Below are 12,850 nucleotides of genomic sequence, written 5' to 3'. Positions count from 1 at the left end.
TATCTTTGATGCTTTCAAAATTTTCCTGACCATGTCGTTGACTCCACTTAATGCCATTTCGCCGATTGACGGTAGATATAGAAACAAAACCGAGACCTTAAAAGATTATTTTTCGGAAGAGGCCTTGATCAAATACCGTGTTCAAGTAGAAATTGAATACTTTATCGCCCTTTGCGAGGTTCCTTTGCCGCAATTGAGCGATTTTAACACCGCATTGTTTCCCGAATTACAAAAAATCTATCAAGAGTTTTCTGCGGAAGATGCACAGGCCATAAAGGATATTGAAAAGACCACCAACCACGATGTAAAAGCGGTGGAGTACTTCATCAAGCAAAAGTTTGATGCCTTACAACTTCAAAAGTATAAGGAGTTTATCCACTTTGGATTGACTTCACAGGATATCAACAACACAGCGATTCCACTTTCTATAAAAGAAGCTATGAACGAAGTGTATGTACCTTCGTATCTAGAGGTTTTCAACAAACTTAAGGAGCTTGCCAAGGAATGGGAAAACATCCCCATGTTGGCAAGAACTCATGGGCAACCTGCTTCCCCTACCCGTTTGGGGAAGGAAATCGATGTGTTTGTGGAACGCTTTAAAGAGCAGTTCAATTTATTGAACGACATTCCTAGTGCAGCGAAATTTGGAGGGGCAACAGGAAATTACAACGCCCATAAAGTAGCCTACCCAAACAACGATTGGAGAGCGTTCGGAAAGCAGTTTGTGCAGGAGAAATTAGGTTTGCACCACTCTTTCCCTACTACCCAGATTGAGCATTACGACCACATGGCTGCTTTGTTCGATTGCCTAAAACGTATCAATACCATCTTGATTGACTTGGATAGGGATATTTGGACTTATGTTTCCATGGATTACTTCAAACAGAAAATCAAAAAAGGAGAAGTGGGTTCATCAGCTATGCCGCACAAGGTAAACCCTATCGATTTTGAGAATTCTGAAGGAAACCTTGGTCTGGCCAATGCTATTTTTGAGCATTTATCTGCCAAATTACCTATCTCCCGATTGCAACGCGACCTTACAGATAGTACCGTACTACGAAATGTTGGAGTTCCTTTTGCGCACACAATCGTTGGTTTCCAATCCACTTTAAAAGGTTTGAACAAATTGGTATTGAATCGGGCTAAGTTTGAGCAGGATTTAGAGGATAACTGGGCCGTGGTGGCCGAAGCCATCCAAACGATTTTGAGAAGAGAAGGATATCCTAACCCCTACGAAGCTTTAAAAGGATTAACACGTACCAATGAGAAAATCAACCAAAAATCCATCGCTGATTTTATTGAAACTTTGGACGTTTCAGATTCCATTAAAGCTGAGTTGAAACAAATTACCCCGGCAAATTACACCGGGGTTTAGTTCATTGGCATTTTGAGCGCAGTCGAGACGTCTTAATTGGTTCTCGATTGCACTCGATGTGACATCCCTAAAGTCTCCTCAAAAGAACAATTATAAGGTCTATGCTTGTTTATGGATTTCCACCTGATGTGGGTACGGGATTTCAATTCCAGCTTCGTCCAGAGCCAGTTTAGAATTCTCATGGGTCGCGAAGTATACATCCCAATAATTTTCTGGCTTACAAAACGGCCTAACCGCAAAATTCACGGAGCTATCGCCCAATTCCATTACATTAACAGATGGTGGAGGGTCTTTTAGCACCTTTTCGTTGGAGGTCAATACATTCAACAATATTTCTTTGGTTTTTTTGATGTCCTCATCGTACCCCACTCCAATTACCGTATCCACACGCATTTTTCCTTCTGCGGTATAGTTGATAATGTTACCATTGGCCATGGCACCATTTGGAATAATGGCAAGCTTATTCTGAGGGGTCACCAGTTTTGTGGTAAAGATTTCAATCCCCTTTACATTTCCTAATATACCTTGAGCTTCAATCAAATCACCGATTTTATAGGGTTTGAATATCATAATCAACACGCCTCCTGCAAAGTTTGAAAGTGAGCCTTGTAAAGCCAAGCCTACGGCAAGACCGGCAGCTGCAATTACAGCAGCGAAGGTGGTAACATCCACGCCCAATCTAGAGATAACAATAATGATCAAAAATATTTTTAATGCCCAAGAGAACAGGTTTAACAGGAATTTTTGAAGCGATTCGTCGTATTTACTTTTGGACATCACCTTCCTAGTGCCTCCAATGATTTTTTTGACCACCCACATACCTACAATGTAGATGAGGAGTGCCGTAATCAATTTTGGGCCAAATTCTTTGGCCAGTTCAATACCGTAATCGAACCATTCTTGTGCTTTTTCCATGATGTTATAGTTTTGTTAGTGTTCTTATTTTGAGACACTAAGATACTAAACTAGGTCACTTTTTCTATTTTCCTAAAAAGAAAAAGGGCGACAAATGTCGCCCTTTACTAAATTTATGATGATTGGTCTTATCCTTTTAGAAAATCTCCAATCTCACCAAGTCCTTCTCCTTTGTAATCGGATTTTTGTATGGCCTGCATTAATTGAATGATATGCGCAGGATTCATATCCTTGCCCAGTACACGTACTAGTGCAAATCCTTTGTCTTTACTATCTCCGTAAATAATCACTTCGTCAATGGCATCCTCATCCCCCAAATATTTGATTACACCTTTGCCATACTGAGAATTGATTTTCATTAACTCTACAAAGTTATCGCCTTTTAATATCTCACGTACCTTTTTCTTTTCAATCTCATACTCAGCTTCATTATCGGCATTCTTTTTAAAGGCCAATAGATTGAATTTACGTAGTGATTCGATAGCTTCTTTTTGTGTTGCGTTCAAATTTGCCTCATCCATTTTTAGGATACTCGCAGGAACATCTATGGACAAAAAATTCGGATTCTCAGAATTGTCCACATAATACTCCTGCAGACTTGGCTGCGAAGCACACGAAGCCAGAAGCAAAGCTCCGGCTACCATTATGGATTTAATTAAATGTTTCATTTTTTCTATGTTTTTGATTGATTCAGTAAACTGAAAAACAGCTGACAATAATTAGTTGGGTTTTATTGCTTTTTGTTACAATTACCAATCGATTATTGTCAACCGAATTATAAATTTAGTTCTTCTTGCTAGCTTCGTTCAGTTCTTTGGGCAAGTTCATCTTATTGGTCAACGAACTGATATTGTTCAGGTCGATATCACCTGTTAGCGACAAGATTACTGTTTCAAACCTATGGCCATTGGCTTCGACCTCGCTCATTCCGGTGATGAACATTAAAAGTTCGCTCACATGGTCCGCATCCTTACCTTCTTTAATGTAGAACTTCACATTGGCATCCTTGTCCTTGATACGCATGAGCTCTTCCATTTTGGATGATCTTAGATAACTGTCCACGGAAGATTTCATATCGTCGCCAATGCTCTTGTTTTCGGTTGTAAAAACCTTTAAACTTTTAAGACTACTGGCGATTTCCATAAAATCACGTGCTTCTGGATCATCTACTTCCACATCAATTTTTGCCAATAAATTGAACATACTCTTGTTCACGATTACCGTGGTCACATCGTCCAGGTCCTCAAACTTATCAAAAACTGATTGCGAAAATCCTGCCAATGGCAATAATGCCAATACTACTATTAAAATATACTTTTTCATTTTGTTACGTTTTTTAATTGTTGTTGTAAATTTTTTGTTTTGCTTGTTCGAACTCGTTGAGATAAGCCACCTTTTCTGTTCCGCGGCTAAAATTTTCTGCTAGGAGTTCAAGAGCTTTTTTGGTTTCTTGGTAAGCGTACTCCGCTTTTTGTTCCTCCAAACGCTTTGTTTCCTGATATTGATTACCAAAATAAATGCCAAAGGCGAGAACCACTGCCGCTGCTACGGATAGCCACTTGTAATAGTTTACTCTAGGTTTTAATGGTACCTGCTTGGTGTACTTTTCTTCCTTGGCCATGGAAAAGTAGTTGAACATGGGTTTGTATTGCTCCAAGTGAGGTGCAACCTCATCCTGCGAAAAATACGCCCTAAGTGTTCTTTCTTCGTCCACTGTGGCAGTGGCCTCGAAATACTTCTCCAATATTTTTTCTATGTTACCCAATTCCATAGTTATGTTTTTTTACTAGTTCTTCTCTTACTGTTTTTCTCGCCCTCGACAGTGCTACTCGCACTGCAGTAGGTTTCATGTCCATGAGTTCGCATATCTCATCGAACTCGTATTGCTCTACATCCCGTAGCTGCAATATCATTTTTTGTTGTTCTGGCAGGTCTTCCATAATCCGCTCCATCCAACTTACACTGTCCTCGGCTTCCAATTGTTTCTGCAGGGAGGTGTTTTCGTCGCTGTAATTGCTATGAACCAGTTTAAGGTTTCCTGCTTGTTTGGACTTTAAACGGTCCAAACAAAAGTTTTTGGTCATGGTCATGGCAAAAGCCTCTACATTCTTATACTTTCCCATGGACTCGTTCTTTGACCACAACTTCAACAAAATTTCTTGAGTGGCATCCTCCGCTTCCTCCCGAGAAACCAACAGTCGCTTTGCGAGTCTGTATAGTTTGTCCTGAAAAGGTAAAACCACATTTAAGAATTCTGTTTGTTTCATTTGGTTGTCTTAGTTTTTTTGTGTCTTTCTTATCGACCTACACTATCACGACGACACATATCGAAATATGTTACAAAAAATTTGCAATTTCCTGATATAAGCCTATTTTGCAGGGAAAATTTGCATGACAATGCATGCAGTTTTACTCAATCCGACCTACACCTTTGATTAATTTGGAACAAAATTTGAGTAAATTCAATAAAAATTAAGCTATGAAAAAGTATTTCTTCCTGTTTTTAGGATTATCCGTCCTGTTTATGTCATGTAGTAATGACGACAATGGCATTAAGCCGGGCACAACCCCAAATCCTGAGCCAAGTGCCAACGTAATCGCCCAAGACTTTATGTGGAAAGCCATGAACCTTTGGTATTTTTGGCAAGGTGATGTAGCAGACTTGGCAGATGACCGATTTGCCACGGATGCCGAATACACAGCATTTTTAGAGAATAATTCAAATCCGGAAAGCTTCTTTTTCGATACTTTACTTTTTGAAGAAGACCGTTTTAGTTTTGCAAATGAAGACTATAGTGAATTGGTTAACAGCCTTTCCGGAATATCCCAAAGCAATGGTTTGGAATTTGGATTAGGGCTAATAGGTGATACAGACAATGTTTTTGGATATGTTCAATACATAGTACCAAATTCTGATGCCTCCACAAAGGATATTCAAAGAGGTGAATTTTTTACTCGGGTCGATGGTGTTCAACTGACGGTTAGCAATTATCGAACCCTGCTTTTTGGAGATAACAGCACCTATACCCTTGGAATGGCAACAGTTACAAACAATACCATTTCGGACAGTGCCAAAGAAGTTAGCCTGACCAAAATAGAGAACCAAATCGAAGATCCTATTTTAATTGCCAAAACCTTGGACGTAAACGGTACTAAAGTTGCCTATTTGATGTACAACCGCTTTTTGAGCAGTTTTAATGACGATTTGAACGCAGCATTTGCACAATTTGTAGCCGATGGCGCCACCGAGCTGGTTTTGGATATGCGCTATAATCCGGGCGGCTCCGTTAACACTTCTCGCCTATTGGCCAGTATGATATATGGCACCAACACCAGTGATGTTTACATTAAACAGCGATGGAATGCTAAAGTTCAAGCCGAATTTTCCGATGAATTCTTAACGGACTATTTTGCAAGCTCCACGGGCTCAAGTGCAATTAACTCGCTAAACCTGAGTAGAGTATTTGTGATTGCTACTGGCGATTCTGCTTCTGCAAGTGAATTGGTGATGAACGGACTAGACCCTTATATGGATGTCATTCATATTGGTGAGGTTACCAGTGGTAAAATCGAGTTCTCGATTACTTTGGTAGACGACCCCGAAAATTCCTTTATCTATAATAGTGACCGCGAAGGCAACATTAACTCGCAGAACAGTTGGGGCTTGCAACCTTTGGTGGGAATAAATGTAAATGCAGCTGGGAATTCCGATTATATTGACGGTCTGGTTCCAGATATTCCTCTCAGCGAAGATTTGACTAACCTTGGCGTCTTGGGAGCCGTAAACGAGCCACTACTGGCCCGTGCCCTACAAGAAATTTCTGGCGGAACCACAAAAATCGACTTTACGGTGGAAATGCCTGCGGAACATTTTACGAGTTCCAGGTTTCATACTCCAGTTAAGGACAATATGTATTTGGAAAACCCATTACAATTAAACAAATAAAAAAAGCGGCCAATTGGCCGCTTTTTTTTAAAGGTTTAGGTTGAGACCCACCCTAAAGTTTCGTCCTCGGGTGGTGAACCCAAGCAATTCCCTATAATCCTCGTTCAACAAGTTATCCGCATTTACAAAAACATTGAGTTTGTTCTTGATCAGTTCGTGCCTGATAGAAAAGTTCAACAAGGAAAACGGTTCCAAAGCGATATCGGTATAGGTTGCAAAATCCGTATCAAATCGTTTGCCTGTGTACGCAAAGCTTAGGGATGCATTGGTGCTTTCACAAAACTGATACCACAGGGATACATTCGCTTTATGCTTTGGAATGCGGATGGCATTGTCCCCTTTGCGCTCCGTATAGGTATAATTGGCATTTACACTAAAACTGTTCCAAGGCAACCACGTAGCTTCTACCTCCACCCCATTGGCATCGATTTCGTCTGTAACATTGATGCTCATAAAATTGGCGTCATAGCCTATGGCATTGGTCTCGTTTCTATCAAAATAAACCGTGCTAATTCTAAATTGGTTGCTCAATTTAAATTCTATACCACCTTCGATAGTAGTATTTTCCTCAGGTTCCAAATCAGGATTTCCACCAAAAGCGCCGAACAACTGTGTTAAATTAGGTGTGATATACGATGTGGCATAAGACCCCATCAGCTTCACATATCCATTTTCAGTATCAAATACATACGATGGATTCACATTATACACAAAATGGTTTCCATATTCAGAGTGATTATTCAACCGTGCGCCGGCATTCAAGTTCAAACCAAAATCTGAAACATACACTACATTGGCATAAGGATCTACAATGGTAAAATCCACCTCTTCTGCAAAAATGGCCTCATCCTTTATGTAGTTCACCCCCAAAATAGTATGGAATTGCTTCGCAAAAACATATTTATTGTAGACATCCAATACCCAATTGCTTCCTTCTGTGGTACTTTCACCAAAGGTGTCATTGGCCACCGACTCATAATCCGTGTAAGCCGCATTCAAGTGTACTGAACCTTTTCCATAGCCCAGCTCCGAGGTAAGACCAACGCGTTGTTGTTCGTTCTTACCCAAATTGGAAGCTTCGGCCATAGAAGCATCATATTCATTTTTAAACTTGGTCTGGTTTCCATAGACCTGAACCCCAAAATTTTCAGAGAACTGATAGCCCAGCTTTACATTGGTACTGTAGTGGGAAAAAATATCCTCTTCGTTTTCGGGAGTTATTGCAGCCGACAATCCACTTTTGTATCTGTTGGAAAAATCAACCCCATAATTGAACTTGCCCAAAGTACCGTTGACATTGGCGGAATTTTGAATACTTCCTAGATTATAATTTTGATCATCCGCCGTTTGATTGGTTCCTACGCTCGTTTCAAAATTTCCTGCAATCTTCTGTTTTGAAGCCTTTTTCGTAGTGATGTTGATTACGGCAGTAACCGCATTGGTACCATAAAGGGTACTGGCGGCCCCTTTAATAATCTCAATGGACTCAATCGTGGCTGGTGATAACAATCGAAGATCGTACTCCGCAGAAAATGTGGATGGATCGGACACACGAACACCGTCAATAATAATCAAGACCTGACGTCCACGGCCACCACGGGCATAAACGCCAAGCACATCACCGTCCCTACCACGGCTACCGGCAATCTCGATACCGCTTTTGGCATTAATGATTTCCGCAACCGTCCTGCCTTGGTTGCGTTGCATTTCCTCGGCAGTGATTTTGATCACTGTTTTTCCTGAATTTTCTCTTTTCAATTCAAATTTTGAATCGCTCACAACAACCTCGTCCAGTTGCTGCACTTTAAGTGAATCTTGCTGTACATTTTGCGCAAAAATCCCCTTACCCGCCAATAGAGCGGTAATTAACCATAAATGATTTTTTTTCATTTCGTTTAATTGAATAAACGGGAGAATAGTATGTGATGCATACGTAAACTTTTATCCCGAAAGTTTAACATTGATTGTTTGAATCTGGCAGGTCTCCTGGCTTGTGTTTTGTCTCCTACCTTCCCACCCATTGGGCAGTGGCTTTGAAGAAGAGACAATCGCCTACTACGTACTGACGCTCAAAAAACATCAGTGCCGATTCGGCACATACTTACAGTTGCGGGAACAGCTCCGGTTTTGCACCGGATTCCCTTTTAATCCCACGGAAACTCCGTGGGAACCAAAATTCGAGGTCAAAGCTAATCAATCTGTTTAATCTTTTTTCGCAAAACTTAAATAATCTTACTTTTGACCTATGGCAAAAAAACAGTGGTCGATTCTATTTCTAGGGTTCTTTTTAGTGGTGGTGATGGGTTGCAAGCAAGCAAAAAAAACACAACCCGTTCAAAACCAAGAATCAACATCCTCCATAACCTATGCAACAGGCTTTACCGTAAAAAAACAAGCCGATTTCACCGTGATAGAAGTCAACGCAGCTTGGCCTGGGGCAGATAACTTCAAATATGCTTTGGTTCCGAAGGAAAAATTGCCTGCAATGACTTTTCCGCGTGATGCCTACGATGCCATAATAGGTACCCCAGTAGAAAAAGTAGTGCTCACTTCTACCACACATATCGAGCCCTTAAAGCAACTTGAAGAACTCAATACCATTGTTGGATTTCCCAACACCGATTACATATCCTCGCCAGAAGCAAGAAAATTGGTGGAGAGTAAACATATCCAAGATTTGGGGATGAATGACGTCCTCAATACGGAAATGGTCCTCGAGATGAATCCAGAACTCATCATCGGATTCAGTATAAATGAAGAAAATAAGGCCTACGACATTTTAAAAAAAGCGAGGATACCTGTGGTGTACAATGGGGACTGGGTGGAACATACGCCTTTGGGAAAAGCGGAATGGATTAAATTCTTTGCTCCTTTCTTTCAAAAAGAAGCATTGGGTGATAGCATTTTTTCGGAGGTTGAAACATCTTATAAACAGGCCAAGGCATTGGCACAAAAAACAAAATCAAGACCAACCGTACTAACTGGCGGACTCTATAAAGATGTGTGGTACGTAGCAGGCGGAAACAGTTGGATGGCACAATTTATGGAAGACGCCAATGCCGATTACCTATGGTCCAACACAGAGGAAACGGGAAGTGTCGGCCTTAGTTTGGAATCCGTTTTGGAGCAGGCACAAGATGCGGAGTATTGGTTTAATCCTTCCGCGCAAACCACGTATACAGAATTGGGTGAAGCGAACACACATCATCAGCAGTTTGAAGCTTTTAAAAACAAAAAGGTGTACTCCAACGCCATTGAAAAAGGGGAAACCGGCGGTATTATTTTTTACGAATTGGCTCCTCACCGCCCTGATATTGTTTTAAGGGATTTCATCAAAATATTGCATCCAGAGTTGTTACCTGAGCATCAACTGCAATTCATCAAACCATTACAATAAATGCAGGGAGCAAAAACATATCGCATTTCCTTTGTGCTTTTGGCACTGGCACTGTTATGCGCTTGGCTCTTGAACATTAGTTCGGGTTCGGTTTCCATTCCCTTTGCCGATGTGTTGTCCACTTTGTTTGGCGAAACCCCTGAAATTGCATCTTGGAAATACATTATCTGGGATTATCGATTTCCAAAAGCATTTACCTCTATTTTGGTGGGCGCAGGACTGTCCTTGAGCGGACTTTTGATGCAAACTTTGTTTCGAAACCCATTGGCAGGGCCGTTTGTGCTAGGAATCAGTTCTGGTGCTAGTTTGGGCGCTGCCTTACTTTTGATGGGCGCTTCGTTGTTGACAGGATACACCTCATTCGCCTTTTTGGGTGATATTTCCTTGGCCATTGCAGCTAGTATCGGTAGTTTTTTGGTCCTCTTGATCGTTATGATTGTCGCCCAGCGGGTGAAGGACACGATGGCTTTATTGATTATTGGCTTGATGTTCGGCAGCATTACCTCTGCCATTGTTAGCGTGCTGGCTTATTTTTCCAAGGCCGAGAATCTGCAACGCTTCATTTTTTGGTCATTTGGAAGTGTGGGCAATCTATCCACAAACCAACTGATTTTATTAAGTGGCATTGTTGCATTGGGTGTTTTATTGAGCGTTCTTTCCGTAAAATCATTGAACGCCTTTCTTTTGGGAGAAAATTACGCGCAAAGTCTAGGGGTCTCCTTGCAAAAATCTCGTTTGACCACCATTGTTGCCACAGGATTATTGGCAGGTGGAATTACCGCATTCGCTGGACCCATCGCTTTTGTTGGATTGGCCGTTCCCCACCTTACCCGTCAAATTTTTGATACGATGGAACACAAAGTGTTGATTCCAGCCGTGATGCTGTATGGTGCCATCTTAATGCTCTTATGCGATACTTTGGCCCAATTGCCCAATTCTGCTAGCGTATTACCGATAAATGCCATCACCTCACTTGTAGGAGCTCCTGTCGTGATATGGCTCTTGGTTCGTAAACGTAAAATGATGTTCTGATGGCAAAAGTTGGTAAAAACATACTGTCCATTAAAGATTTGACCATTGGGTACAATTCAAAAATGGTTGCTGAGCATATTAATTTTGATTTGGAAACTGGAATGTTATGCGGAGTTGTGGGCATAAATGGTATCGGAAAATCAACTTTGTTGCGTACTCTGGGCGGTTTTCAACCCAAATTGTCTGGAAACATCCTATTGAAAGAACAGAACATTGAAAAATACACCTCGTCCAATCTATCCAAAGAGCTTAGCGTGGTATTGACGGAGCAACCTGCTTCCAAAAATCTGACCGTTCAAGAGTTGATTGCCTTGGGAAGACAACCCTACACTAACTGGTTGGGTTCTTTGACGAAAGAGGACAAGCAACAGATTGAAGATAGTTTGGATGCTTTTTTATTGAAAGACCTACGGCACCGTAAATGTCACGAACTTAGTGATGGACAGTTACAACGGGTGCTGGTGGCAAGGGCCATGGCTCAAGACACCTCCTTGATTCTTTTGGATGAGCCCACAACCCATTTAGATCTATATCACAAGGTGCAAATCCTGAAAATGCTTCAAGAATTGTCGCATGAAAAACAAAAGACCATACTTTTCACTACACACGAAATTGATCTGGCCATTCAGTTATGCGACCGTATACTGATTTTGGACGGAAAGGAACATCCCTTCGGAAATCCTTGTGAATTGATTGAACAAAAACATTTTAATCGTTTGTTTCCTTCGGAAATGGTACAGTTTGATGCCAAAACAGGTTCTTTTAAAGTGAATAAGTAAGTACATTTTCCATTTCGGCATCAATCGGAATCCGTTATCTTTATCCTTCAGAAACTTTTTAATGAGCACAGAACTTACCTTTATTATAATTGGCATTATCACATTGGTCATCGGCCTGTTTGCGGGGATGTACATTCAAAAACTAAAAACCAAATCCACCGAGAGTGTTTGGGGGGAGCGGGAACAACAAATGAACGCTACCATCAAATCCCTGAACGATAAATTATTACTTAGTGTTGAAGAGCAAAAACAACTTCAACACGAAAAAGAACAGCAGGGCAATCAATTGGTTCGATACCAAGCAGACTTGGAGAATCTTCAGCTAAAGAACAAGGAGCAGAAAGACGAAGTTGAAAAGCTACAGGAAAAGTTCACCAAGGAGTTTGAGAACTTGGCCAATAAGATTTTGGATGAAAAAAGCGAAAAGTTCACCAAAAGCAACAAGGAGAACATTGAAAATATTTTGACGCCCCTCAACAAAAAAATAAAGGAGTTTGAGGAAAAGGTAGAGAAATCTCAAAAGGAAAATATCAGTATAAACTCTTCCCTAAAGCAACAATTGGAGGATTTACAGAAACAAAACCTCAAAATAACCCAAGAAGCCGAAAACCTAACAAAGGCGTTGAAAGGTGACAGTAAAATGCAAGGGAATTGGGGTGAATTGGTTTTGGAGCGTGTGCTGGAAAAATCTGGCTTAGAGAAAGATAGAGAATACAGCGTACAACAAAGCTTTAAGCGAGAGGATGGCACTAGGGTGTTGCCCGACGTCATCATTCACTTGCCCGACGGTAAAAAAATGGTGGTGGATTCCAAGGTTTCCCTCACGGATTATGAGCGCTTTACCAATGCGGAAGAAGATGACAAACCCAAATTTTTAAAGGACCATATCAACTCCTTACGAAGACATGTGGAGCAGCTTTCCTCCAAAAAATATGAGGACCTCTACGAAATGGAAAGTCCTGATTTTGTTTTGATGTTTGTACCGATTGAACCTGCGTTTGCCGTCGCCATAAACGAAGATATTTCGCTTTACAACAAAGCCTTTGAACAAAATATCGTTATAGTTACACCATCTACCTTATTGGCCACCCTACGCACCATTGATTCGATGTGGAGCAATGAAAAACAACAACGGAACGCTATTGAAATTGCAAGACAGGCCGGAGCTCTTTATGATAAATTTGAAGGCTTCGTGACCGACCTTACTAAAGTGGGGAAAAAGATGGACGAGGCCAAAGGAGAATATCGCGGTGCCATGAACAAATTGGTGGAAGGACGAGGAAACATTGTCACCACCATTGAAAAACTGAAGAAGATGGGAGCCAAAGCAAAAAAATCGCTTCCAGAGCCTATTTTAAAACGCGCACAAGAGGATGACTTTGAGGAACTAAACTAAAAGCACTTAC

General features: G+C 41.0%; 12 protein-coding genes and 1 riboswitch. Of the genes, 6 read left to right on the top strand and 6 right to left on the bottom strand.

Annotation, left to right across the window (positions count from 1 at the left end; genetic code table 11):
* The first annotated feature begins 31 nt into the window (after positions 1-31).
* Positions 32-1,375, top strand: coding sequence for an adenylosuccinate lyase (gene purB, locus D2V08_RS09170; protein ID WP_119607791.1), 1,344 nt, complete (start codon positions 32-34; stop codon positions 1,373-1,375).
* A 99-nt stretch (positions 1,376-1,474) separates the two neighbouring features.
* Here the strand turns inward: purB and D2V08_RS09165 are convergent, their stop codons facing one another.
* The 5 genes from D2V08_RS09165 to D2V08_RS09145 form a co-directional block, all read right to left on the bottom strand.
* Positions 1,475-2,290, bottom strand: coding sequence for a mechanosensitive ion channel family protein (locus D2V08_RS09165; RefSeq protein ID WP_119607790.1), 816 nt, complete (start codon positions 2,288-2,290; stop codon positions 1,475-1,477).
* Positions 2,291-2,418: 128 nt separating this feature from the next.
* Entirely contained in the window at positions 2,419-2,958 is a 540-nt protein-coding gene (locus D2V08_RS09160) for a GFO_1091 family lipoprotein (protein ID WP_119607789.1), read from the bottom strand.
* A 115-nt stretch (positions 2,959-3,073) separates the two neighbouring features.
* Positions 3,074-3,613, bottom strand: coding sequence for a GFO_1090 family protein (locus D2V08_RS09155; RefSeq protein WP_119607788.1), 540 nt, complete (start codon positions 3,611-3,613; stop codon positions 3,074-3,076).
* Between the two features lie 13 nt (positions 3,614-3,626).
* Positions 3,627-4,061: a PG0215 family putative anti-sigma factor gene (locus D2V08_RS09150; RefSeq protein ID WP_119607787.1), complete on the bottom strand. Its 435-nt coding sequence runs from the start codon at positions 4,059-4,061 to the stop codon at positions 3,627-3,629.
* Positions 4,048-4,557 carry a GFO_1088 family ECF-type sigma factor gene (locus D2V08_RS09145; protein ID WP_119607786.1) on the bottom strand — a complete coding sequence of 170 codons (510 nt, stop codon included), beginning with the start codon at positions 4,555-4,557 and terminating at the stop codon, positions 4,048-4,050. The genes D2V08_RS09150 and D2V08_RS09145 overlap by 14 nt, the downstream gene beginning before the upstream one ends.
* Before the next feature lie 212 nt (positions 4,558-4,769).
* On the opposite strand from D2V08_RS09145, the gene D2V08_RS09140 reads away from it, so the two are divergent.
* On the top strand, positions 4,770-6,236 hold the full coding sequence (locus D2V08_RS09140; RefSeq protein ID WP_119607785.1) for a GFO_1087 family putative carboxy terminal peptidase: 1,467 nt from the start codon (positions 4,770-4,772) through the stop codon (positions 6,234-6,236).
* Between the two features lie 27 nt (positions 6,237-6,263).
* Here D2V08_RS09140 and D2V08_RS09135 read toward each other — a convergent pair whose 3' ends face one another.
* Positions 6,264-8,126 (bottom strand): TonB-dependent receptor plug domain-containing protein, encoded by a 1,863-nt coding sequence (locus D2V08_RS09135; protein WP_119607784.1) that lies wholly within the window; start codon positions 8,124-8,126, stop codon positions 6,264-6,266.
* 69 nt (positions 8,127-8,195) lie between these two features.
* Positions 8,196-8,426: riboswitch (cobalamin riboswitch) on the bottom strand.
* Between the two features lie 55 nt (positions 8,427-8,481).
* Here D2V08_RS09135 and D2V08_RS09130 point away from each other — a divergent pair.
* From D2V08_RS09130 to D2V08_RS09115, 4 genes are all read left to right on the top strand, one after another.
* Positions 8,482-9,633, top strand: a complete 1,152-nt coding sequence (locus D2V08_RS09130; RefSeq protein WP_119607783.1) for an ABC transporter substrate-binding protein — start codon at positions 8,482-8,484, stop codon at positions 9,631-9,633.
* Positions 9,634-10,665: a FecCD family ABC transporter permease gene (locus D2V08_RS09125; RefSeq protein WP_119607782.1), complete on the top strand. Its 1,032-nt coding sequence runs from the start codon at positions 9,634-9,636 to the stop codon at positions 10,663-10,665. It begins immediately after the preceding gene.
* A complete protein-coding gene (locus D2V08_RS09120; protein ID WP_119607781.1) occupies positions 10,665-11,444 on the top strand; it encodes an ABC transporter ATP-binding protein in 780 nt (259 codons plus the stop codon). Before D2V08_RS09125 ends, D2V08_RS09120 begins: the two co-directional genes overlap by 1 nt.
* Positions 11,445-11,505: 61 nt before the next feature.
* A complete protein-coding gene (locus D2V08_RS09115) occupies positions 11,506-12,840 on the top strand; it encodes a DNA recombination protein RmuC (protein ID WP_119607780.1) in 1,335 nt (444 codons plus the stop codon).
* The last annotated feature ends 10 nt before the right edge of the window (positions 12,841-12,850 follow it).

The sequence above is a fragment of the Flagellimonas lutimaris genome (assembly GCF_003581615.1).
In the GTDB taxonomy this organism is placed as follows: Bacteria; Bacteroidota; Bacteroidia; order Flavobacteriales; family Flavobacteriaceae; genus Flagellimonas; species Flagellimonas lutimaris.
This window is presented reverse-complemented; position numbering and strand designations above follow the sequence as displayed.